At 70.7% G+C, this 21,581-nt stretch carries 19 protein-coding genes and 1 riboswitch; of the genes, 8 read left to right on the top strand and 11 right to left on the bottom strand.

Going from position 1 to position 21,581, the window contains the following annotated elements:
* Positions 1–35: 35 nt before the first annotated feature.
* The 5 genes from ABZ707_RS27910 to ABZ707_RS27930 are packed head-to-tail and all read right to left on the bottom strand — an operon-like array spanning position 36 to position 5,842.
* Positions 36–839, bottom strand: coding sequence for an ABC transporter permease (locus ABZ707_RS27910; protein ID WP_360180136.1), 804 nt, complete (start codon positions 837–839; stop codon positions 36–38).
* Positions 839–1,783 (bottom strand): ABC transporter permease, encoded by a 945-nt coding sequence (locus ABZ707_RS27915; protein WP_360180138.1) that lies wholly within the window; start codon positions 1,781–1,783, stop codon positions 839–841. The genes ABZ707_RS27910 and ABZ707_RS27915 overlap by 1 nt, the downstream gene beginning before the upstream one ends.
* On the bottom strand, positions 1,780–2,964 hold the full coding sequence (locus ABZ707_RS27920) for an ABC transporter ATP-binding protein (protein WP_360180140.1): 1,185 nt from the start codon (positions 2,962–2,964) through the stop codon (positions 1,780–1,782). Before ABZ707_RS27920 ends, ABZ707_RS27915 begins: the two co-directional genes overlap by 4 nt.
* A 45-nt stretch (positions 2,965–3,009) precedes the next feature.
* Positions 3,010–4,257, bottom strand: a complete 1,248-nt coding sequence (locus ABZ707_RS27925; protein WP_360180142.1) for a spermidine/putrescine ABC transporter substrate-binding protein — start codon at positions 4,255–4,257, stop codon at positions 3,010–3,012.
* A 52-nt stretch (positions 4,258–4,309) separates the two neighbouring features.
* A complete protein-coding gene (locus ABZ707_RS27930; RefSeq protein WP_360180144.1) occupies positions 4,310–5,842 on the bottom strand; it encodes a gamma-aminobutyraldehyde dehydrogenase in 1,533 nt (510 codons plus the stop codon).
* 229 nt (positions 5,843–6,071) lie between these two features.
* Here ABZ707_RS27930 and ABZ707_RS27935 point away from each other — a divergent pair, with 229 nt between their 5' ends.
* Positions 6,072–6,677, top strand: a complete 606-nt coding sequence (locus ABZ707_RS27935; RefSeq protein ID WP_360180312.1) for an NADAR family protein — start codon at positions 6,072–6,074, stop codon at positions 6,675–6,677.
* Between the two features lie 7 nt (positions 6,678–6,684).
* Here the strand turns inward: ABZ707_RS27935 and ABZ707_RS27940 are convergent, their stop codons facing one another.
* Positions 6,685–7,491 (bottom strand): DUF4190 domain-containing protein, encoded by an 807-nt coding sequence (locus ABZ707_RS27940; RefSeq protein WP_360180146.1) that lies wholly within the window; start codon positions 7,489–7,491, stop codon positions 6,685–6,687.
* A 169-nt stretch (positions 7,492–7,660) separates the two neighbouring features.
* On the opposite strand from ABZ707_RS27940, the gene ABZ707_RS27945 reads away from it, so the two are divergent.
* Positions 7,661–8,686 carry an adenosine deaminase gene (locus tag ABZ707_RS27945; protein ID WP_360180148.1) on the top strand — a complete coding sequence of 342 codons (1,026 nt, stop codon included), beginning with the start codon at positions 7,661–7,663 and terminating at the stop codon, positions 8,684–8,686.
* 23 nt (positions 8,687–8,709) lie between these two features.
* Positions 8,710–9,411, top strand: coding sequence for a glycerophosphodiester phosphodiesterase (locus ABZ707_RS27950; protein ID WP_360180150.1), 702 nt, complete (start codon positions 8,710–8,712; stop codon positions 9,409–9,411).
* Positions 9,412–9,522: 111 nt separating this feature from the next.
* Here ABZ707_RS27950 and ABZ707_RS27955 read toward each other — a convergent pair whose 3' ends face one another.
* Positions 9,523–10,962 carry a gamma-aminobutyraldehyde dehydrogenase gene (locus tag ABZ707_RS27955; protein ID WP_360180314.1) on the bottom strand — a complete coding sequence of 480 codons (1,440 nt, stop codon included), beginning with the start codon at positions 10,960–10,962 and terminating at the stop codon, positions 9,523–9,525.
* Between the two features lie 179 nt (positions 10,963–11,141).
* Between ABZ707_RS27955 and ABZ707_RS27960 the strand changes: the two genes are divergently transcribed.
* From ABZ707_RS27960 to ABZ707_RS27980, 5 genes are all read left to right on the top strand, one after another.
* Positions 11,142–11,633 carry an Lrp/AsnC family transcriptional regulator gene (locus ABZ707_RS27960; RefSeq protein WP_319683174.1) on the top strand — a complete coding sequence of 164 codons (492 nt, stop codon included), beginning with the start codon at positions 11,142–11,144 and terminating at the stop codon, positions 11,631–11,633.
* The gene (locus tag ABZ707_RS27965; RefSeq protein WP_360180152.1) at positions 11,618–12,997 is read left to right on the top strand and encodes an aspartate aminotransferase family protein; all 1,380 of its coding nucleotides are present in this window, start codon (positions 11,618–11,620) and stop codon (positions 12,995–12,997) included. The genes ABZ707_RS27960 and ABZ707_RS27965 overlap by 16 nt, the downstream gene beginning before the upstream one ends.
* A 218-nt stretch (positions 12,998–13,215) precedes the next feature.
* Complete coding sequence (locus tag ABZ707_RS27970) at positions 13,216–13,944, top strand: ATP-binding cassette domain-containing protein (protein WP_360180154.1); 729 nt, start codon at positions 13,216–13,218, stop codon at positions 13,942–13,944.
* Entirely contained in the window at positions 13,926–15,071 is a 1,146-nt protein-coding gene (locus ABZ707_RS27975) for a hypothetical protein (protein ID WP_360180156.1), read from the top strand. The genes ABZ707_RS27970 and ABZ707_RS27975 overlap by 19 nt, the downstream gene beginning before the upstream one ends.
* A gap of 100 nt (positions 15,072–15,171) precedes the next feature.
* Positions 15,172–16,296, top strand: coding sequence for a Rossmann fold nucleotide-binding protein (locus tag ABZ707_RS27980; RefSeq protein ID WP_360180158.1), 1,125 nt, complete (start codon positions 15,172–15,174; stop codon positions 16,294–16,296).
* Between the two features lie 26 nt (positions 16,297–16,322).
* Here the strand turns inward: ABZ707_RS27980 and ABZ707_RS27985 are convergent, their stop codons facing one another.
* The 4 genes from ABZ707_RS27985 to rlmN all read right to left on the bottom strand — a co-directional run bounded on the left by ABZ707_RS27985 (position 16,323) and on the right by rlmN (position 21,522).
* The gene (locus ABZ707_RS27985; RefSeq protein ID WP_360180160.1) at positions 16,323–17,357 is read right to left on the bottom strand and encodes an ABC transporter ATP-binding protein; all 1,035 of its coding nucleotides are present in this window, start codon (positions 17,355–17,357) and stop codon (positions 16,323–16,325) included.
* Positions 17,357–18,970, bottom strand: a complete 1,614-nt coding sequence (locus tag ABZ707_RS27990) for an iron ABC transporter permease (RefSeq protein ID WP_360180316.1) — start codon at positions 18,968–18,970, stop codon at positions 17,357–17,359. The genes ABZ707_RS27985 and ABZ707_RS27990 overlap by 1 nt, the downstream gene beginning before the upstream one ends.
* A 50-nt stretch (positions 18,971–19,020) precedes the next feature.
* Positions 19,021–20,115, bottom strand: coding sequence for a thiamine ABC transporter substrate-binding protein (locus tag ABZ707_RS27995; RefSeq protein WP_360180162.1), 1,095 nt, complete (start codon positions 20,113–20,115; stop codon positions 19,021–19,023).
* 83 nt (positions 20,116–20,198) lie between these two features.
* Positions 20,199–20,325: riboswitch (TPP riboswitch) on the bottom strand.
* Positions 20,326–20,409: 84 nt separating this feature from the next.
* Positions 20,410–21,522, bottom strand: a complete 1,113-nt coding sequence (gene rlmN, locus ABZ707_RS28000) for a 23S rRNA (adenine(2503)-C(2))-methyltransferase RlmN (RefSeq protein WP_360180164.1) — start codon at positions 21,520–21,522, stop codon at positions 20,410–20,412.
* Positions 21,523–21,581: the final 59 nt, after the last annotated feature.

The raw sequence follows: 21,581 nt of genomic DNA on the forward strand, positions 1-21,581 counted from the left end.
ATGCTGCGGTGAGGACGCGCGCTCAGGAGGCGGGGTCAGGAGGCGGCGGTCCTCCGCCGCCGGTCGCCGGCCAACTGGCCGACGATCACGATCAGTACGGCGATGACGAACATGGCCGTCCCGATGACATTGATCTGCACCGGCGTGCCGCGCTGCGCGGAGCCCCAGACGAACATGGGGAAGGTCACGGTCGAGCCGGCGTTGAAGTTGGTGATGATGAAGTCGTCGAAGGAGAGCGCGAAAGCGAGGAGCGCGCCCGCCGCGATGCCGGGCGCCGCGATCGGCAGGGTGACCCGTACGAAGGTCTGCACGGGCCCGGCGTAGAGATCGCGCGCGGCCTCCTCCAGCCTCGGGTCCATGGACATGACCCGTGCCTTGACGGCCGTCACCACAAAGCTCAGACAGAACATGATGTGGGCGATGAGGATCGTCCAGAAGCCCAGCCGCGCGCCCAGGTTGAGGAAGAGCGTGAGCAGCGAGGCGGCCATCACGACCTCGGGCATCGCCATCGGCAGGAAGATCAGCGAGTTGATGGAACCGCGCGCCCGGAAGCGGTAGCGGACCAGCGCGAAGGCGATCATCGTGCCCAGGACGGTGGCGCCGAGCGTGGCCCAGGCGGCGATCTGGAGCGAGAGGCTCAGCGAGCCGCACAGGTCGGCGACTCCGCAGGGGTCCTTCCACGCGTCCAGGGAGAAGCGCTGCCAGGAGTAGTTGAAGCGGCCCTGCGGCTTGTTGAAGGAGAAGACCATCACGACGAGGTTGGGCACGATCATGTATCCGAGCGTCAGAACGCCCGCGACGACCACCAGATTGCGCCGGATCCAACGCGTCACACCCATCAGACCAGGTCCTCCGTCCCTGCTCGGCGGATATAGACGGTGACCATCAGCAGGACGACCGCCATGAGGATGAAGGAGAGCGCCGCGGCCGTCGGATAGTCGAGGACCCGCAGGAACTGTGTCTGGATGACGCTGCCGACCATCTTGGTGTCGGTGGAGCCCAGCAGTTCGGCGTTGACGTAGTCGCCGCTCGCCGGGATGAAGGTGAGCAAAGTGCCGGAGACGACGCCCGGCATGGAGAGCGGGAAGGTCACCTTGCGGAAGGTGGTCAGGGGCCTGGCGTAGAGATCACCCGCGGCCTCGTGGAGCCGGCCGTCGATGCGTTCCAGCGAGGTGTAGAGCGGCAGGATCATAAAGGGCAGGAAGTTGTAGGTCAGGCCGCAGACCACGGCCATGGGAGTGGCCAGCACGCGGCTGCCCTCGGTCCAGCCGAGCCAGCTCGTCACATCGAGGACATGGAGGGTGTTCAGCACGCCGACGACCGGACCGCCGTCCGCGAGGATCGTCTTCCAGGCCAGTGTGCGGATCAGGAAGCTGGTGAAGAACGGCGCGATGACGAGGACCAGGAGCAGATTGCGCCATCGGCCCGCCTTGAAGGCGATCAGATAGGCGAGCGGATAACCCAGCAGCAGACACAGGACGGTGGCGGTGCCCGCGTACAGCAGGGAGCGCAGAAACTGCGGGTAGTACTCCCGGAGCGCGTCCCAGTAGGTCGCGAAGTGCCAGGTGACCTGGAAGCCCTCCTCCAGCGACCCGGTCTGCACGGAGGTCGACGCCTGGTAGATCATCGGCAGCGCGAAGAAGATCAGCAGCCAGAGGATGCCGGGCAGCAGCAGCCAGTAGGGGACGAGCCGCCTGCGGGCGGACGTCTTGCGCACCGCTGGGCCGGGCTGTTCCGCGGCGGACGGTGTGGGAGCGGCGGGCGGCGCCTGCGTGGCGGTCACGCGGCCTCCTCGCCGGCCGTCTCGACACCGGCGGAGCCCACGGTCCCGGCGCGCGGGGACTGCGCGGCGTCGAGGCCGAAGGTGTGCGCCGGATTCCAGTGCAGGACGACCTCGGCGCCGGGCACGAGGCGGCTGTCGCGTTCGATGTTCTGCGCGTACACCTCAAGGCCGGGGCAGACCGGGCTGTCGATCACGTACTGCGTCGAGACGCCGATGAAGCTGGAGTCGGCTATCCGGCCGGTTATCCGGTTGCGTCCTTCGGGGATCGGGCCCGCGTCGTCCGCGTGAGCCAGGGAGATCTTCTCGGGCCGCACGCCGACCAGCAGTCGGCCGCCGTTCGTGGCCGGCGCGGAACACCGGCCCGAGGGCAGCAGCAGCTTGGCGCCGCGGGCCGTGACCACCAGGTCGTCGCCGTCGGTCCCGGCGACCTCGGCCTCGATGAGGTTGGAGGTGCCGAGGAAGTTGGCGACAAAGGTGGTCTTCGGGTTCTCGTAGAGATCGGCGGGGCTGCCGAGCTGTTCGACCCGGCCCCCGTTCATCACCGCGACGGTGTCGGCCATCGTCATGGCCTCCTCCTGGTCGTGGGTGACATGGATGAAGGTGATGCCGACCTCGGTCTGGATGCGCTTGAGTTCGAGCTGCATCTGACGGCGCAGCTTGAGGTCCAGGGCGCCGAGCGGCTCGTCGAGCAGCAGCACCTTGGGGTGGTTGATCAGCGCCCGGGCCACGGCGACCCGCTGCTGCTGCCCGCCGGAGAGCTGGTGCGGCTTGCGCTTGGCGAAGTCGCCGAGCTGGACGAGGTCGAGCATGCCGGCGACCTGCTCGCGTACGGAGGTGACGCCGCGGCGGCGCAGTCCGAAGGCGACGTTCTCGTAGATGTCGAGATGCGGAAAGAGCGCGTAGCTCTGGAAGACCGTGTTGACCGGGCGCTTGTACGGGGGCAGATCGGTGACGTCCCTGTCGCCGAGGAAGACCGTCCCGGTGGTCGGGTCCTCCAGGCCGGCGATCATCCGCAGCGTGGTGGTCTTGCCGCAGCCCGAGGCACCCAGGAGGGCGAAGAAGGAGCCCTGCGGCACGGTGAGATCGAGCGGCTGGACCGCCTGGAAGGAGCCATAGGTCTTGCTGATCCCGGTGAGGCGGACGTCGTCGCCGCCCCGGCCGGTGAATGCGGTCTCTGTCATGGGTAACGGTCCCGGGGGCTGGAGGGAGTGGGGCGGGCGGCGTGCTCAGGCGCCGATGAGCTTGGCGAACTTCTCCTCGTACGCCGTCTCTTCCTTGCTGCTGAGGGAGCGGAAGGCGTGTGAGGAGGCGGCCATCGCCGCGTCCGGGAGGATCAGCGTGTTGTCGGCCATCGATTTGTCGATCTTTGTGAGCTCTTCGCGCACGCCGTCGACCGGGCAGACGTAGTTGATGTACGCGGCGAGCTGGGCGGCGACCGGCGGCCGGTAGTAGTGGTCGATGAGCTTCTCGGCGTTGGTCTTGTGCCGCGCCCTGGCCGGGACCAGCAGGTTGTCGCTGGAGATGATGTAGCCGGTTTCCGGGATGGCGTACTGGATGTCCGGGTTGTCGGCCTGCAACTGGACGATGTCACCGGCCCAGGCGACACAGGCCGCGATATCGCCCTTGTCGAGGTCCGCGGTGTAGTCGTTGCCGGTGAAGCGCCGGATCTGCTGTGTGTCGACGCCCTTCTGGAGCCGGGCGACCGCCGCGTCGAAGTCGTCGTCGGTGAACGTCCCGGGGTCCTTGCCGAGATCGAGCAGTGTCATCCCGATGGAGTCGCGCATCTCGGAGAGGAAGGCGACCCGGCCCTTGAGCGCCGGGTCGTCCAGGAGCTGGCTGACGGACTCGACCTTGCGTCCCCCGGTCGCCCTGGTGTTGTAGGCGATGACGGTCGGGATGCCCGTCCAGGGATAGGAGTAGGCGCGGCCCGGGTCCCAGTCGGGAGAGCGGAACTGCCGGGAGAGGTTCGCGAACGCGTGCGGGAGGTTGGCGGGGTCGAGCTTCTGCGCGTAACCGAGCCTGATCATGCGGGCGGCGAGCCAGTCGGTGACGCATATCAGGTCGCGGCCGGTGTCCTGGCCGGCCGCGAGCTGCGGTTGGATCTTCCCGAAGAACTCGACGTTGTCGTTGATGTCCGCCGTGTACTTGACGGTGATCCCGGTGCGCGCGGTGAACGCCTCCAGGGTCGGATAGTGCTTCTCGTCCTCGCTGGTGTCCATGTATTCGGTCCAGTTGGAGAAGACGATCCGCTTCTCCCGGGCCGAGTGGTCGGTGGACGCCGGGCCGGTGTCGTCGCGCTTCGCGGGCGGGATCCCGCAACCGCTCAGACCCGCGAGTCCGCCGATCGCGAGCGCGCCCACGCCGGTGGCGCGCAGCATCGAGCGGCGGGTGAGGGCGCCCCGGCCGCTGGTGGTGCTGCGCCGCATCGCGGCCCGCTGGGCCCCGGACAGACGGCCGGGCTCGTACTGCTCCATGCGCTGTGCCCCTTCGGATGGGTGGTGAGGGCGGCCGGCGGAGGGGGGCGGTCTACGGACGGTCCCCGAAGACGGTGCGGTGCCAGTCCTTCCTGGCGACCGCCGTGTTGTCGTACATCACATGCTTGACCTGCGTGTACTCCTCGAAGGAGTACGCCGACATGTCCTTGCCGAATCCGCTGGCCTTGTAGCCGCCGTGCGGCATCTCGCTGATGATCGGGATGTGGTCGTTGACCCAGACACAGCCGGCCTTGATCTCCCGGGTCGCGCGGCCGGCGCGGTAGACGTCCCGGCTCCAGGCGGAGGCGGCGAGTCCGTACGGGGTGTCGTTGGCGAGGCGGATGCCTTCGTCGTCGGAGTCGAAGGGCAGCACGGCCAGCACCGGGCCGAAGATCTCGGACTGGACGATCTCGCTGTGCTGGGCGGCGTCCGCGACCAGGGTGGGCCGGTAGTAAGCGCCGTTCCGCAGACCGCGTTCACCGTCCGCGGCGCCCGGTGCGACGCCGCCGGTGACGACGCGGGCGCCGGCGCGGGCCCGGTCGACGAAGCCGGCCACCCGGTCGCGGTGGGCGTGTGAGATCAGCGGTCCGAGATCGGTGTCCGGGTCGAAGGGATCACCGAGACGCACGGTCTCCATCAGATCCGCGACCCCGCTCACAAAGGCGTCGTAGAGCGGCCGTTGGACATAGGCGCGGGTGGCGGCCGTACAGTCCTGGCCGCTATTGATGAGGGACGCCGCGACGGCGCCCTGGACGGCGGCCTCCGGATCGGCGTCGTCGAAGACCAGGAATGGGGCCTTGCCGCCGAGTTCGAGATGGACGCGCTTCACCGTGGCGGTGGCGATCTCGGCGGCACGTTTGCCGACGGCGGTGGAGCCGGTGAAGGAGGTCATCACCACATCGGGATGGCCGACGAGGTGTTCACCCGCGTCGGGGCCCGCGCCGCTGACGATATTGATCACCCCGTCGGGCAGTCCGGCCCGCTGGGCGGCGCGGGCGAACATCAGCGAGGTGAACGGCGTGATCTCGGCGGGCTTCAGCACGATGGTGTTGCCCGCGGCGACGGCCGGAAGAATCTTCCAGGCGGCCATCTGGAGCGGGTAGTTCCAGGGGGCGACCGAGCCGACGACTCCGATCGGCTCCCGGCGCGTGTACGACGTGTGGTCACCGCTGTACTCGCCCGCCGAGACCCCTTCCAGCCGGCGGGCGGCACCCGCGAAGAAGGCGGTGTTGTCGATGGTGCCCGGCACATCGAACTCGGTGGACAGCTTGAGCGGTTTGCCGCACTGGAGCGATTCGGCGTACGCGAAGTCGTCGGCCTCCTCGGCGAGGACGGCCGCGAGCCGGTGCAGGGCGTCGGAACGCTCGCCGGGAGTGGCACCCGCCCAGCCGGGGAACGCCGCGCGGGCCGCGGCGACGGCCGCGTCGACATCGGCCCGGCCGGCCAGTTCATAGGTGTAGATCTCCTCGCCGGTGGCGGGATTCACCACGGCGTGTGTCCGTCCGGACGTTCCGGACTGTGCCCGGCCGCCGATGAACTGCGCACCGTCCGCGAAGCGGTCGCGTACCTGGAAGCCGTTGTCCATGACGCTCTCCGTAGTTCCGGCTGAGGTCCCGGCCACCGCGCCGGCTGGAGTTCCGGCCGTGGCTCCGGTTTCAATTGAGTGCCGATCCTGACAGAGCACATCCTCCTCAACAAGGGATTCCGTTGTTGCCTTTTGGTTACGCGACGGATTCGGTCGACCATGTGTCGTGTGAACGACCTGATCCGCGTACGGAGTGTCAGTGGTGGCTGCCAGACTCGCGTGCATGGGAATGGACACGGGGAACACGGTCCGCAGCGTGGCCGAACTGGCCGGACGGGCCGAGCGGGGCGCGCGGATCCGGTATCTGCACTTCTGGGGGCACGCGCCGCGGCGGGACGGCGCGCTCGGGCCGTCCTGTCTGAGCCAGTGGTGGCCGGCGCCGTTCACGGTCGAGGGCGTGGAGTACGCGACGGCCGAGCACTGGATGATGGCGGCCAAGGCGCGGCTCTTCGGCGACGAGGAGGCCGAGCGTCTCGCGATCGGGGCGGCGAATCCGGCGCTCGCGAAGAAGGCGGGGCGGCTGGTGAGAGATTTCGACGAGGCCGTGTGGCAGCGCGAGCGGTACGCCATCGTGCTGGAGGGCAGTGTCCACAAGTTCGGGCAGGACGCCGGGCTGCGTGGATTTCTGCTGGCCACGGGCGAGCGGATACTCGTCGAGGCCAGCCCGATGGACCGGATCTGGGGCATCGGACTGGCCGCGGCCGACGAGCGCGCCCAGGATCCCGCGCGCTGGCGCGGGCTGAATCTGCTGGGCTTCGCACTGATGGAGGCGCGTGAGCGGCTCCGGGCGACGCACCCGGCCTCCGGAGCCGGGACGGCCCCGGAGCGGGGTTAGGTCGTCATCACAGCGCGTAGGGCATGTGCGCCGGGCGGTCGGCGCCGACCACCAGCGAGGTGGCGAAGGGGTCGCTGTCCGTCGTGTCCAGCTCTTCGCCGTTGGCGATCACCCAGATCAGGAACGCGACGAACGCGCCGCTGATCACGGCCCCGATCGCGCCCAGGATGATGCCGGCCAGCGCCATCCCGCCGTTTGTCGCCTGCCCCCGCCGGGCGCGACGGCGGCCGATGATGCCGAAGATCAGCGCGAGCACCCCGAGGATGACACCGAGCCCCCAGAGGCAGAAGACCGCCACCGCGATGATGCCGAGCACCATGGCCGCGATGCCCATGCCGTTCGACGGGGTCTCCTGCCAGCCGGGCTGGCCGTATCCCGGATAGCCGGCGGCGGGATAACCGGTGCTCTGGAGGTCCGGGGCCGGGTAGCCGGGGCCCTGGTAGCCGGCGGTCGGATAGCCGTACCCGGTGCCGGTGCTGTACGGAGAAGCCGACTGCTGGTCACCGGGTGCGGGCTGGGCTGCCGGATAGCCGTACGGGCCCGGCGCGGGCTGGGCGGGGCCGCCGGGAGCGATCGGCGGCGGCGGCAGCGCACCGGACTCGGACCGCGCTCCCGGCACCCCGCCGACGGTCAGCTGGTCGTGGACGGACCCGGCCCCGGGCCGCGGCGGTGACCCCGGGGGCTGGTCGTGGACGGACCCGGCCCCGGGCCGCGGCGGTGACCCCGGCTTGTCCAGTGGCACCTTCCGCTCGGGCGGAGCCCACGGATCACTGGGCTCGTAGCCGCCCGACGGCTGCTCGCTCTGGTCTGACATGGGCCTCCCCCATCGTGATGCCGTCATGCTACGGCCTCCGCCGCGCCCGGAAAGGGCCCGGCCTACGATGATCCGTGACCTGAGCGCGCCGGGGCAGGGGCGGACGTCCTGCCCTGCCGACGCCACACCTCTGGCACCCGCATCCGCACCCGCATCCCGGAGAATCCCGATGACCGACCCGCACCCCTTCATCTCGGGGCTTCCCAAGGCCGAGCTGCATGTCCACCATGTCGGCTCCGCCTCCCCCCGCATCGTCTCCGAGCTGGCGGCCCGGCACCCGGACTCCAAGGTGCCCACCGACCCCGAGGCGCTCGTCGACTACTTCAGCTTCACCGACTTCGCGCACTTCATCGAGGTCTATCTCTCCGTCGTCGATCTGATCCGCACCCCCGAGGACGTCCGGCTGCTGACCTTCGAGGTCGCGCGCGACATGGCCCGGCAGAACATCCGCTACGCCGAGCTGACATGCACACCGTTCAGCTCGACCAGGCGCGGCATCCCCGAGCAGGGCTTCATGGAGGCGATCGAGGACGCCAGGAAGTCCGCGGAGGCCGAGCTGGGTGTCGTGCTGCGGTGGTGCTTCGACATCCCGGGCGAGGCCGGTCTGGAGGCGGCCGAGGAGACCACGCGGCTCGCGGTCGATCTGCGCCCCGAGGGCCTGGTCTCCTTCGGTCTCGGCGGTCCCGAGATCGGCGTGCCCCGGCCCCAGTTCAAGCCGTACTTCGACCGGGCGATCGCCGCGGGCCTGCGCTCCGTGCCGCACGCCGGTGAGACGACCGGGCCGGGGACCGTCTGGGACGCGCTGAACGAACTGGGCGCGGAGCGCATCGGCCACGGCACCAGTTCGGTCCAGGATCCGGAGCTGCTGGCGCATCTCGCCCGGCACCGCATTCCGCTGGAGGTGTGCCCGACCTCCAACATCGCCACCCGCGCGGTCGCCGATCTCGACGAGCACCCCATCAAGGCGATGGTCGACGCCGGTGTGCTGGTGACGGTGAACAGCGACGATCCGCCGATGTTCGGCACCGACCTCAACCAGGAGTACGCGGTGGCCGGCCGGCTGCTCGGCCTGGACGAGCGGGGCCTCGCCGATCTCGCGAAGAACGCGGTGGAGGCGTCCTTCCTCGACCCGGCCGGCAAGAAGCGGCTCACCGAGGAGATCGACACGTACACCGCCCAGTGGCTGGCGTCGTAACGGACGCCACCGGCACTGGCCCCATGCGTACCACGGTTGCCGTGGGCCACCGCGGCGATCCCTACCGGGTCCGGGAGAACACCCTCGCGTCGGTCCGCTCGGCCCTGGCGCGCGGAGCGGACGCCGTCGAGGTCGATGTCCGGCTGACCCGGGACGGTGTGCCCGTCCTGCTGCACGACGCGTCGCTGGAGCGGCTCTGGGGGCATGAACGCCGCCTCGCGGAGCTGACCCACGAGGAGCTGCGCGGCCTGACCGGCGACGGCGTCCCGACGCTGCGCGAGGCGCTCCGCACGGCCGGTCAGAACCGGCTCATGATCGATCTCCCGGGCGCCTCGGCGGAGTCGGTGCGAACGGTCCTCGGGACGGTGCGCGACTGCGGGGCCGGCGAGCGGGCGTACTACTGCGGGGCTCCGAGCACGATGCTCGCGGTACGCGCCGCCGACGCGTCCGCCGAGATCGCGATGACCTGGAGCACGGTCGCGGCGCCCCGGCCGGCCCTGCTCGCGGCGGTACGGCCGCGCTGGCTCAACTACCGCTTCGGGCTGGTCACCGGGGAACTGACAGAACGGGACCACCGGGACGGACTGCTGGTCTCCGCCTGGACCGCCGACACCGGCCTCGCCATGCGCCGCCTGATCGCACGGGGTGTCGACTCGATCACCACCAACCGGATCGGCGTGCTGGCGGCTCTGACCAAGAAGTCCGCTGTCACCGGACGTACGTGAACCGTCGGGCGGGCGGCGTGCCGTATGTCCTCCCCCGCCCGGGACCGCACCCCGACGGCGGGCGCCGACACGTGGTCCGGCGCCCGCCCCGGTGCGTGCCAGAGGTGTGCCTCAGCCGTCGAGCGAGGTCATCACGTGCTTGATGCGCGTGTAGTCGTCGAAACCGTACGCCGAGAGGTCCTTGCCGTAGCCCGACTTCTTGAAGCCGCCGTGCGGCATCTCCGCGACCAGCGGGATGTGCGTGTTGATCCACACACAGCCGAAGTCCAGCGACTTCGACATCCGCATCGCGCGTGCGTGGTCCTTGGTCCATACCGAGGAGGCGAGGGCGAACTCGACGCCGTTCGCGTACTGGACGGCCTGGGCCTCGTCCGTGAAGGACTGGACGGTGATGACGGGGCCGAAGACCTCCTTCTGGATGATCTCGTCGTCCTGCTTGAGGCCGGAGACGACGGTCGGGGCGTAGAAGTACCCCTTGTCACCGACCTGGTGGCCGCCCGCCTCGACCTTGGCGTGCGCCGGCAGCCGCTCGATGAAGCCGGCGACCTGCTTGAGCTGGTTGGCGTTGTTGAGCGGGCCGTACAGCACGTCCTCGTCGTCCGGGGCGCCGGTCCTGGTCTCCGCGGCGGCCTTGGCGAGCGCCGTCACGAACTCGTCGTGGATCGATTCGTGGACGAGGACGCGGGCGGCGGCCGTACAGTCCTGGCCCGCGTTGAAGTAGCCCGCCACCGCGATGTCCTCGACGGCCTTGGGGATGTCGACATCCTCGAAGACGACGACGGGCGCCTTGCCGCCCAGTTCGAGGTGGACCCGCTTGACGTCCTTGGCCGCGGACTCGGCGACCTGGATGCCGGCCCGTACGGAACCGGTGATGGAGGCCATGGCGGGCGTCGGGTGTTCCACCATCGCGCGGCCGCTGTCGCGGTCGCCGCAGATGACGTTGAAGACGCCCTTGGGGACGATCGCGCCGATGATCTCGGCCAGCAGCACCGTCGAGGCCGGGGTGGTGTCGGACGGCTTCAGCACCACGGTGTTGCCCGCGGCGAGAGCCGGCGCGAACTTCCACACGGCCATCATCATGGGGTAGTTCCACGGCGCGACCTGCGCGCAGACACCGACCGGCTCGCGCCGCACGATGGACGTGAAGCCGTCCATGTACTCCCCGGCCGCCCGCCCTTCGAGCATCCGGGCGGCGCCCGCGAAGAAGCGGATCTGGTCCACCATCGGCGGGATCTCTTCGGTGCGGGTCAGCTCCAGCGGCTTGCCGGTGTTCTCCGACTCGGCGGCGATCAGGTCCTCCGCGCGCGCCTCGACAGCGTCCGCGATCTTGAGCAGGACCCGCTGGCGCTCGGCCGGGGTGGCGTCGCGCCAGGCGGGGAAGGCGGCCGCGGCTGCCTCCATGGCGGCGTCGACGTCCGCCGGTCCGGAGAGCGGGGATGTCGCGTAGACCTCGCCGGTGGCCGGGTTGACCACCTCGATGGTCCGTCCGTCGACGGCGTCCCGGAACTCCCCGTTGATGTAGTTACGCAGCCGGCGCAGCTCGGTGGTCACAGCCACCCCTCCTGTCACATGTCCGATGGGTGAGACGTCCCAGCCTAATCGTTCGGTCGACGCTTTCGACAGGCCCGACGCTCCCGATCTTCGGATTCGGTTAAATATGGTCTCTCCAACAACGAATTTCATCGCGATAGGGTTGCGGGACGGAAGAGTCGCAGTGCACAGTGAACCGCGTGGCAAGTCGTAGCGCAGACTCCAGGACCGGGAACGGATCGTCATCGGCGATCGACGCCGTATCCCTCGCCATCATCGAGCAGCTCCAGGAGGACGGGCGGCGCCCGTACGCCGCGATCGGCAAGGCCGTCGGCCTCTCCGAGGCGGCCGTGCGCCAGCGCGTGCAGAAACTGCTCGATCAGGGCGTCATGCAGATCGTCGCCGTGACCGATCCGCTCACCGTCGGCTTCCGGCGGCAGGCGATGGTCGGCATCAAGGTCGAGGGCGACATGGACACGGTCGCGGAGGCGCTGTCCGCCATGGACGAGTGCGAGTACGTGGTGATCACCGCGGGCTCGTTCGACCTGATGGTGGAGATCGTCTGCGAGGACGACGACCACCTGCTGGAAGTGATCAACAAACGGATCCGCGCGCTCCCCGGCGTGCGGTCCACCGAGAGCTTCGTCTATCTGAAGCTGAAGAAGCAGACCTATATGTGGGGAACCCGATAGCCGTGAGCAAGGACCTCTCCAAGACCGCGTACGACCATCTGTGGATGCACTTCACGCGCATGTCGTCGTACGAGAACGCACCCGTGCCCACCATCGTGCGTGGCGAGGGCACCTACATCTACGACGACCGGGGCAAGCGCTACCTGGACGGCCTCTCCGGTCTGTTTGTGGTCAACGCCGGCCACGGCCGCCACGAGCTGGCCGAGACCGCCTACAAGCAGGGCCAGGAGCTCGCCTTCTTCCCGGTGTGGTCGTACGCCCACCCGAAGGCGGTCGAACTGGCGGAGCGGCTGGCCCACTACGCGCCCGGCGACCTCAACAAGGTCTTCTTCACCACCGGCGGCGGCGAGGCGGTCGAGACCGCCTGGAAGCTCGCCAAGCAGTACTTCAAGCTCACCGGCAAGCCCACCAAGTACAAGGTCATCTCACGCGCCGTCGCCTACCACGGCACGCCGCAGGGGGCCCTTTCCATCACCGGCCTGCCGGCGCTGAAGGCGCCGTTCGAGCCGCTGGTCCCGGGCGCGCACAAGGTCCCGAACACCAACATCTACCGCGCGCCCATATTCGGGGACGACCCCGAGGCGTTCGGCCGCTGGGCCGCCGACCAGATCGAGCAGCAGATCCTCTTCGAGGGCCCCGAGACGGTCGCGGCGGTCTTCCTGGAGCCGGTGCAGAACGCCGGCGGCTGCTTCCCGCCGCCGCCCGGCTACTTCCAGCGGGTCCGGGAGATCTGCGACCAGTACGACGTGCTGCTCGTCTCCGACGAGGTGATCTGCGCCTTCGGCAGGCTCGGCACGATGTTCGCGTGCGACAAGTTCGGCTACGTACCGGACATGATCACCTGCGCCAAGGGCATGACGTCGGGCTACTCCCCGATCGGCGCCTGCATCGTCTCCGACCGGCTCGCGCAGCCGTTCTACGAGGGCGACAACACCTTCCTGCACGGCTACACCTTCGGCGGCCACCCCGTCTCCGCGGCGGTCGGGCTCGCCAACCTCGACATCTTCGAGCGCGAGGGCCTCAACCAGCACGTCCTGGACAATGAGAGCGCCTTCTTCGACACGCTGAAGAAGCTGCACGACCTGCCGATCGTCGGCGACGTCCGCGGCAACGGCTTCTTCTACGGCATCGAGCTGGTGAAGGACAAGGCCACCAAGGAGACGTTCACGGACGAGGAGACCGAGCGCGTCCTGTACGGATTCCTCTCCAAGGCGCTGTACGACAGCGGGCTGTACTGCCGCGCCGACGACCGGGGCGATCCCGTGGTGCAGCTCGCGCCGCCGCTGATCTCCGACCAGTCGACGTTCGACGAGATCGAGGGAATCCTGCGGACGGTGCTGACGGAGGCCTGGACGAAGCTCTGATCCGCCGGGCGGTTCCCGTACGGGACCGCGGTCCCATAGGCGGACCACCCGCATGACGGCCCGGGTGCACCCCATTCGAGTGAGAAGGGGCGCGCCCGGGCCGTGTGCTGTCCGCACACCCGGTCCCGAATACCTACGGTGCCCAGTGACCCATCGTCGCCGCCTTCGTTCCCCCGGACGGGGGACGGTAAGTCTGATCCAGAACCGAGGTGTACGCCATGGTGGCCCCGCCGGACAACGACGTGCTCTGGGCGCGTTCCCTGAACTACTCACACAACGGCTCGCCCGCTCTCGACGGCGTCTCGCTCGGCGTGCGCGAGGGCGAGATCCTCGCCGTGAACGGACCGCGCGGCAGCGGCAAGACGACTCTGCTGCGGTGCCTGTCGGGGCAGTTGGTACCGCAGGAGGGCGAGGTGTGGTTCAACGGCTCGCCGGTCCACACCATGAACGCGCTCCAGCGCGAACGGCTGCGCCGGGGCCGTTTCAGCTGGATCTCTCCCGAGCCGTCGCTCGTGCCCGAACTCAGCGCCTGGGAGAACGCGGCGCTGCCGCTGCTGATGCGCGGCGCGTCCCACCGCGCCGCCAAGACCGTGGCGATGGAGTGGCTGGAGCGGCTCGACATCGGCGTCTGCGCCCGTAAGCGGCCCCACGCCCTGCTCCAGGCCCAGCGGCAGCGGGTCGCCGTCGCGCGGGCCCTGGTCACCGTCCCGTCCGTGATCTTCGCCGACGAGCCGACCGCTCCGCTGCACCAGACGGACGGCGCGCAGGTGCTGCGTACGCTGACCACCGCGGCCCGGTCGCACAGCATCACCGTCGTCCTGGCCACCCTGGAGGCGGAGATCGCGACGGTCGCCGACCGCGTGGTCTCGCTCGTGGACGGCCGGCGCGTCGACTCGCCGGGGCCGACCGAGGCGGAAGGCCGGGCGGCGTGCTCGCTCTCCGTCTAGGCCGCGGCGCCCATCCCCTGGTCCTGCTGCGCCGGCTGCTGGTCGCCGCCGCCTCCGCCGGGGTCGGTTTTCTGCTGCTGTGCACACTGGGCTGGGCGATGGGCCACCCGGCGGGGTCCTGGCCGCGGCTGCTCTGGTGTCTGATCCCGCTGGCCGCCACGGTGCAGTTCGCGGTCGCGGTGGCGCGTACGGACGGCAGCACCCGGCCGCGCACCGGACTGTCGGCGATCGGTCTCGGCCCGGCCCGGATGACGGTGCTGGCCGCCGTCTCCACCGCGATGACCTGCGCGCTGGGGAGCGCGCTGGCGCTGCTGCTCTTCCTGCATCTCCGGGGCGACCTGAACGGGAAGCCGTTCACGGGCGAGGCGGCGGCGCTGCTCGCGGCGGGCCGTCCGCTGCCGCTGGGCGCGACGCTGACGCTGCTGGCGCTGGCGCCGTTCCTGGCCGGGCTGGCGACCGCGATCACGCTGCGCCCGCGGGCCGGCAAGAGCCCGGCCGAGGCCGACTCCTCGTCCACTCCCGTCCCCGCGCCCGCGCCGTCCGGACTGCCGTGGGGCGTCGCCCTCACCGCCGCCGGACTGGCGATCGAGACATACGCGACAAGCCGCCGCGGCGACAAGGCGGGCCTGCTCGACGGGAGCCTGGCCGGTGTCCTGGCCGGCTGGTCGCTGACCGCGGTCGGCCTGGCGCTGGCAGGACCCGGCATCACCCATCTCTGCGGCCGGCTCCTGCAGATGATGCGTCCCGGCGCGATCCGCCTGCTGGCGGGCCGGGCCCTGATGGACGAGGCCCGCCGTATCGGCCGGCCGCTGGGCGTGCTCTGCGCGGTGGTCTCCGGCGCCTTCGCCGCGGCGTCCATCTACGGCCCCGGTGACGAACGCCCCTTCGGCCCGCTCACCGGTCTCGGCGCGGGTCTGATCGTCGGCTGCGCCGCCGCCACGCTCCTGAACGCGGCCCTGGAAGCGAAGCAGGTCCGCGCGCTCACCACGGTGTCCCTCCAGGACTCCGGCGCCGCGCCGGGCCTGCTGCGCACGGCGGCTGCGGTGCGTGCGGCGGCGCTGCTGGCCGCCTTCGTCCCGCTGACCTGGGCGGTGTCGGCCCTGGCGGCGATTCCCCTGGCCACCTGACCGGCCGGCCCGGAGCCGGCGCCCGCCGTCCGCCGGCCTCCCGGGCCGGCGGACGGGGCCGGGCGGCAACACCCGGCGGAGCAGGGCCTATCGTGACCGCATGGTGAATGGCGAGCGGCCCGGCGCGCACGGTCAGGACCGGGAGATAGAGTCCCTCGACGAGTTCGACCGCACCGCCCGGGGCGGCACGCTCGGCGGCTACCGGTTGCAGTCCGTCGACCTGACGGCCCGTACGTCCGTCCTCCTGCGCGTCGACACCGGCGGCGCGGTGTTCCTCGGCTGCCCGATGGAGCCCGCCGCCACGGCCAAGGTGCGTGCCGACGGCGCCCTGGTGTTCCCGCCCGTGCCCGGCCTTCCCTTCAACCCGTACCGGGGGCTCCTCTACACGCCCGGCCAGCTCTTCGAGGGGCTCGCGGACGGCGGTTACGAGGCCACTCCCGACGCCCGCGCGTACGCGTGGTTCCAGCGGACCAAGGCCGACGGCGACATCTTCGCGTCCATGCTGCGCTCGATCCACGACGACGCGATCTCCGACGCGCTGGACGAACTCCTCACCGGCACACGGGTCGTGGGCGTCATGGGCGGACACGCGATGGCGCGCGGTACGGACGCGTACGCGGGCGCCGCGCGGCTCGGCCGCTCCCTCACCCGCACCGGACTGACCGTGGCCACCGGCGGCGGGCCCGGCGCCATGGAGGCCGCGAACCTGGGCGCGTACTCCGCGGCCCATCCCGACGCGATGCTGGACGAGGCGCTGGAACTCCTCGCCAAGGCGCCGTCGTTCGTCCCCTCCGTCTCCGACTGGGCGCGGGCCGCCTTCGAGATCCGGTCCCGCTGGCCGGAGGGCGACGACTCCATCGGCATCCCGACCTGGTTCTACGGCCATGAGCCGCCCAACGCGTTCGCGGCCCACATCGCCAAGTACTTCGCCAACGCCACCCGCGAGGACGGTCTGCTGGCGCGCTGCGACGCGGGCGTGATCTTCCTGCCGGGCGCCGCGGGCACGGTGCAGGAGGTCTTCGACAACGCGACGCCGAACTACTACGAGTCACGCGGCGAGCCGACCCCGATGGTCCTGGTCGACCGCGCCCACTGGACGGAGACTCTGCCCACCTGGCCGCTGCTCAGGTCACTGGCGCGGGGCCGCTCGATGGAGAACAGGATCGCGCTGGTGGACACCGTGGACGAGGCGCCGGCGGCGCTCGCCCGGCTCACGGGGGCCTGAGCCGCGCACCGTGGCCGGGGCGGACGTCAGACGTCCCGGCCGGTCAGCACCACCACGTCCTCCGCGGCGAACACGGCTCCGACCGTCGCGCCGACCTCCGGCGCGTCCCGGAGACCGCACTCCGCCTCCAGCCCGGGGCCGCCGTCGGGCCTGAGCAGCACGGCGACCCGGCTGCCCCGGAAGGTCCGGGCCTCGACGGTGCAGCGCAGCCCTTCCGCCGGGTCGGCGAGGCGCACCCCGTCCGGCCGCACCAGCACGGTGCGCCCGCCCTGCGCGGAGCCCCGGGGCACGGGGATCCTGCCCCACGCCGTGTCGGCGCTCTCGCCGCTCACCGTGGCCTCCAGCACATTGTCGAAGCCGAGGAACCTCGCCACGAACGCGGAGGCCGGCCGCTGCCACACCTCCAGCGGCGTGCCGGTCTGCTCGATCCGCCCGTCGCGCATCACCACGACCCGGTCGGCGAGCGCGAAAGCCTCGCCCTGGTCGTGGGTGACGGCGAGCACGGTCGTACCGAGCCGTCCGAAGAGCGCCCGCAGCTCGACGACGAGCCGCTCGCGCAGACTCCGGTCGAGCTGGCCGAGCGGCTCGTCCAGCATCAGCAGCCGGGGCCTGGGCGCGAGCGCCCGTGCCAGGGCGACCCGCTGCTGCTCGCCCCCGGACAGCGCGGCCACGGCCCGCCGCCCGGCGCCGGGCAGTCCGACGAGGTCGAGCAGCTCCTCGGTACGGCCGCGCAGTTCGTCACGTGACACGCCACGCATCCGCAGTCCGAACGCGACGTTGCCCGCCACGTCGCGCTGCGGGAAGAGCTGATGGTCCTGGAACATCAGCCCGACGCCGCGCCGGTGCGCCGGCACACCCGCCTGGTCGGCGCCGTCGAGCAGTACGCGTCCGCCGTCCGGCGACCGGAGCCCGGCGACCACCCGCAGCAGCGTCGACTTGCCGCTGCCGCTGGGCCCCAGCACACAGACGACCTCGTGTTCGGCGATCGTGAGGTCCACCGCGTCGAGGGCCCTCCGGTCGCCGAACCGTACGGTCACGTCCGCCAAGGTCAGCAAGGCCATCAGAACTCCCCGGAACGGTCGGTGCGGATACGTTCGAGCGCCAGCAGCGACACCGCGCACACCACCATCAGGACGGTGCTCAGTGCCATCGCCTGGCCGTAGTTGAGCTCCCCGGGCCGCCCCAGCAGCCGTGCCACGGCGACCGGGAGGGTCGGCCGGTCCGGTCGCGCGATGAAGACCGTCGCGCCGAACTCACCCAGCGACACGGCGAAGGCGAAACCCGCGGCCACCAGCGACGCCCGCCGCACCAGCGGCAGATCGACCTCCCGCCAGGCACGCAGCGGTGACGCGCCGAGGACCGCGGCCGCCTCACGCAGCCGCCCGTCCACCGCCCGCAGCACCGGCAGCATGGTCCGTACGACAAAGGGGACCCCGACCAGCGCCTGCGCGAGCGGCACCAGGATCCAGGACGCCCGCAGATCCAGCGGGGGCCTGTCGAGTGTGATCAGGAAGCCGAAGCCGACGGTCACGGCGGACACCCCGAGCGGAAGCATCAGCAGCGCGTCGAAGCCGCGCACCAGCCGCCCGGCCCTCCGGGTCAGCGCGGCGGCGGCGAGTCCGCCGACCAGCAGCGCGACAGCCGTCGCGACCAGCGCGTACCGCAGGGAGTTCCACACCGCCTCCAGCGGAGGCACCAGGAAGGTGCCGCCGCTCGCCTCCACCGACCCGAGCGCCCGGTAGAAGGCGAAGCCGTACCCGCCAGGGCCGTCGAGGGACCGCTCCACCAGTACCGCGAGGGGCAGCAGGATCAGCACGAGCACGCTCGCGAGGACGCCGCCGAGCAGCGCCCACTGCCCGGCGCCGCGCGGCCGGCTCGCGGTCCCCGCGGGATCGACCAGCCTCAGCGCGGTCTCCCGTCTGCGCACGGTCCACGCGTGCACCGCCAGGATCGCGCCGACCGCGGCGAACTGCACCAGCGTCAGCACCGCCGCCGTCGGCAGGTCGAGCAACTGCGCCGTCTGCCGGTAGATCTCCACCTCCAGGGTGGAGTACGCGGGGCCGCCGAGGATCTGTACGACGCCGAAGGAGGTGAAGGTGAAGAGGAAGACCATCAGGGCGGCTGCCGCGACGGCGGGAGCGAGCGCGGGCAGCGTCACCCGCCGCCACGCCGCGAACCGTCCCGCGCCCAGTACCCGCGCGGCCTCCTCCTGGCGCGGATCGAGCTGTGCCCAGAGACCGCCCACCGTCCGCACGACCACGGCGTAGTTGAAGAAGACATGCGCGAGGAGGATCGCCCAGACCGTGGTGTCGAGCCGCACGCTCCACAGCCGGTCGAGCAGCCCGCCGCGGCCGAGGAGCGCCAGGAAGGCCGTGCCCGCGACCACGGTCGGCAGGACGAACGGCACGGTGACCACCGCGCGCAGCACCTGCTTGCCGGGGAAGTCGAAACGCGCGAAGACAAAGGCGCCGGGCAGCGCGATCAGCAGGGTGAGCGCGGTGGAGGCGAACGCCTGCCAGGTGGTGAACCACAGGACGTCCAGGATGTCCGGCCGGCTCAGGACCTCACCGATCCGGCCGAGCCGCCAGGCCCCGTCCGCCTTCAGGCCGCGGCCGACGATCGCGGCCACCGGCCAGGCGAAGAAGACGGCGAAGAACGCGACGGGCACGGCCATCAGGCCGAGCCGCACCGCGTTCCCGCGCCCGGCGCGCCGGTGTCCCGCCGCTACTTCACTACGAGTGAGGACCACGACTGGATCCACTGCTCCCGGTTGGCGGCGATCCGGTCGGGAGCCACGTTCTCCGGCCTGGCGACGGTCGCGCCGAACTCGGTGAACAGCTTCGGCAGTTCGACGCTCTTCACCACCGGGTTCACAAACATGTTCAGCGGCATGTCCGCCTGGAACCGGTCACTGATCAGGAAGTCCAGCAGAGCCTTGCCGCCGGCCTCGTTCTTCGCGCCGTCGAGCAGTCCCGCGAACTCGGTCTGCCGGAAGCAGGTCCCGGTGGAGACCCCGGTCGGTGCCTCCTTGGGCTGCGGCTCGGCGTACAGCACCTCGGCCGGCGGGCTGGAGGCGTACGAAACGACGAGCGGCCGGTCCGCCTTGGCCTTCTTGCCGCCCGCGGAACCGGAGAACTCCTCGTTGTACGCCTGTTCCCAACTGTCGACGACGCGGACGCCGTTGGCCTTGAGCTTCTTCCAGTAGTCCTGCCAGCCGTCCTCGCCGTACCGCCCGACGGAGCCGAGGAGGAAGCCCAGGCCGGGCGAGGACGTCGCGGCGTTCTCGGTGACGAGCAGGTTCTTGTACGCGGGCTCGACCAGGTCGTCGAAGGACGTCGGCGGCGCGAGCTTCCTGTCGGCGAAGTACTTCTTGTCGTAGTTGACGCAGAGGTCGCCGGTGTCGATCGGGGTGACGCGGTTCTTTCCCCGGTCGAGCCGGGTGGCCGCGTCGACCCGGTCCAGGCCCTTCGCCTCGTACGGCGTGAACAGGCCGTTGTCGAGGGCGCGTGAGAGCAGCGTGTTGTCCACGCCGAAGAAGACGTCGCCCTGCGGCGAACCCTTCGTCAGGATCTCCTTGTTGAGGGCCTCGCCGGCGTCTCCGCTCTTCAGCACCTTGACCGTGTAACCGGTCTCCTGGGTGAACGCCTTCAGCACGTCGGGCGAGGCGGCGAACGAGTCATGGCTGACGAGTGTGACGGTCTTGGACGCGGAACCGCCGCTGCCGCCGTCGGACGGCGTGGAGCCGCCGCAGGCCCCGAGCGCCGAGGCGCCGAGTGCGGCGGCGAGCGCCGCGACCGCGGTCTTCCTGATGGTGGTCACTGGTTTTCCTCCTGGGGTGTCCAGGAGAAGACGCGGCCCTGCCCCGTGTCCGGAAGGGCCGGACGCGGGGCAGGGCGCAACAGCTTGAGTGATGTCCGAACTTCCTACCCAGAATGACCTGGGCAAGGTTCAGAGGGTCTGCGGCCGCTGCCCGTTGTCACCGGACATGTGCCGCACTCTCAGCGCTGTGGCGCTCCCCTGTCGGAATATGTGATGTTTCGAGCCAGCGTACAGGGCGCCTTTTGGGACGCCCGGTCCACCTCCCGGGCGCCCATCACCGCGCTGCTCGCGCCGCTACCGCTCCGCCGCCGCGAGCTGCCCGCACGCTCCGTCGATCTCCTGGCCGCGGGTGTCCCGTACCGTCACGGGCACTCCATGGGCCGCGATCGCCTCCACGAACGCCTTCTCGTCCTCGGGGCGCGACGCCGTCCACTTCGATCCCGGAGTCGGGTTGAGCGGGATCAGATTGACGTGCACCCGCTTGCCCTTGAGGAGCCTGCCGAGCCGGTCGCCGCGCCAGGCCTGGTCGTTGATGTCCCGGATCAGCGCGTACTCGATGGAGACCCGGCGGCCGGACTTCTCCGCGTACTCCCAGGCGGCGTCCAGCACCTCCCGGACCTTCCAGCGGGTGTTGACGGGGACGAGGGTGTCGCGCAGATCGTCGTCCGGGGCGTGCAGGGACACGGCGAGCCGGCACTTGAAGCCCTCGTCGGCGAAGCGCAGCATCGCCGGCACCAGGCCGACCGTCGACACGGTGATGCCGCGCTGCGAGAGGCCGAGGCCGTCCGGCTCGGGGTCGGTCAGCCGGCGGATCGCCCCGACCACCCGGTTGTAGTTGGCGAGCGGCTCGCCCATGCCCATGAAGACGATGTTGGAGAGCCGGGAAGGCCCGCCGGGGACCTCACCGTCGCGCAGCGCGCGCATGCCGTCGACGATCTGGTGCACGATCTCGGCGGTCGACAGATTGCGGTCCAGACCGGCCTGTCCGGTCGCGCAGAACGGGCAGTTCATCCCGCAGCCCGCCTGTGACGAGATGCACATGGTGACGCGGTCCGGATAGCGCATCAGCACCGACTCGACCAGGGTCCCGTCGTGCAGCCGCCAGAGCGTCTTACGGGTGGTGTCGTCGTCGCAGGAGATGTGCCGGACCACCGACATCAGATCCGGCAGCAGCTCCGTCGCGAGCTTCTGGCGCGAGGCGGCCGGGATGTCGGTCCACTGCTCCGGGTCGTGGACGTAGCGCGCGAAGTAGTGCTGCGACAACTGCTTGGCGCGGAACGCCTTCTCGCCGATCGCGGTGACGGCCTCCCGGCGTTCGGCCGGGGTCAGGTCGGCGAGGTGCCGCGGCGGCTTCTTGGCTCCACGCGGCGCGGCAAAGGTGAGTTCTCCCGGTGTCGGCGGGGCCATGTCTGACATCTCCTCGGTACGGCGAGGCCGGGCCATCCCCGCTGGCGCGGAGAGAACGA

The sequence above is a fragment of the Streptomyces sp. NPDC006923 genome (assembly GCF_040635655.1).
Lineage (GTDB): Bacteria > Actinomycetota > Actinomycetes > Streptomycetales > Streptomycetaceae > Streptomyces.

Bases quoted from the DNA above. Each gene is read 5' to 3' on its own strand.
- ABZ707_RS27910 (WP_360180136.1), bottom strand. From the start codon at position 839: ATGGGTGTGACGCGTTGGATCCGGCGCAATCTGGTGGTCGTCGCGGGC.
- ABZ707_RS27920 (WP_360180140.1), bottom strand. From the start codon at position 2,964: ATGACAGAGACCGCATTCACCGGCCGGGGCGGCGACGACGTCCGCCTC.
- ABZ707_RS27925 (WP_360180142.1), bottom strand. From the start codon at position 4,257: ATGGAGCAGTACGAGCCCGGCCGTCTGTCCGGGGCCCAGCGGGCCGCG.
- ABZ707_RS27930 (WP_360180144.1), bottom strand. From the start codon at position 5,842: ATGGACAACGGCTTCCAGGTACGCGACCGCTTCGCGGACGGTGCGCAG.
- ABZ707_RS27935 (WP_360180312.1), top strand. From the start codon at position 6,072: ATGGACACGGGGAACACGGTCCGCAGCGTGGCCGAACTGGCCGGACGG.
- ABZ707_RS27940 (WP_360180146.1), bottom strand. From the start codon at position 7,491: ATGTCAGACCAGAGCGAGCAGCCGTCGGGCGGCTACGAGCCCAGTGAT.
- ABZ707_RS27945 (WP_360180148.1), top strand. From the start codon at position 7,661: ATGACCGACCCGCACCCCTTCATCTCGGGGCTTCCCAAGGCCGAGCTG.
- ABZ707_RS27950 (WP_360180150.1), top strand. From the start codon at position 8,710: ATGCGTACCACGGTTGCCGTGGGCCACCGCGGCGATCCCTACCGGGTC.
- ABZ707_RS27970 (WP_360180154.1), top strand. From the start codon at position 13,216: ATGGTGGCCCCGCCGGACAACGACGTGCTCTGGGCGCGTTCCCTGAAC.
- ABZ707_RS27980 (WP_360180158.1), top strand. From the start codon at position 15,172: ATGGTGAATGGCGAGCGGCCCGGCGCGCACGGTCAGGACCGGGAGATA.
- ABZ707_RS27985 (WP_360180160.1), bottom strand. From the start codon at position 17,357: ATGGCCTTGCTGACCTTGGCGGACGTGACCGTACGGTTCGGCGACCGG.
- ABZ707_RS27990 (WP_360180316.1), bottom strand. From the start codon at position 18,970: ATGGCCGTGCCCGTCGCGTTCTTCGCCGTCTTCTTCGCCTGGCCGGTG.
- rlmN (WP_360180164.1), bottom strand. From the start codon at position 21,522: ATGGCCCCGCCGACACCGGGAGAACTCACCTTTGCCGCGCCGCGTGGA.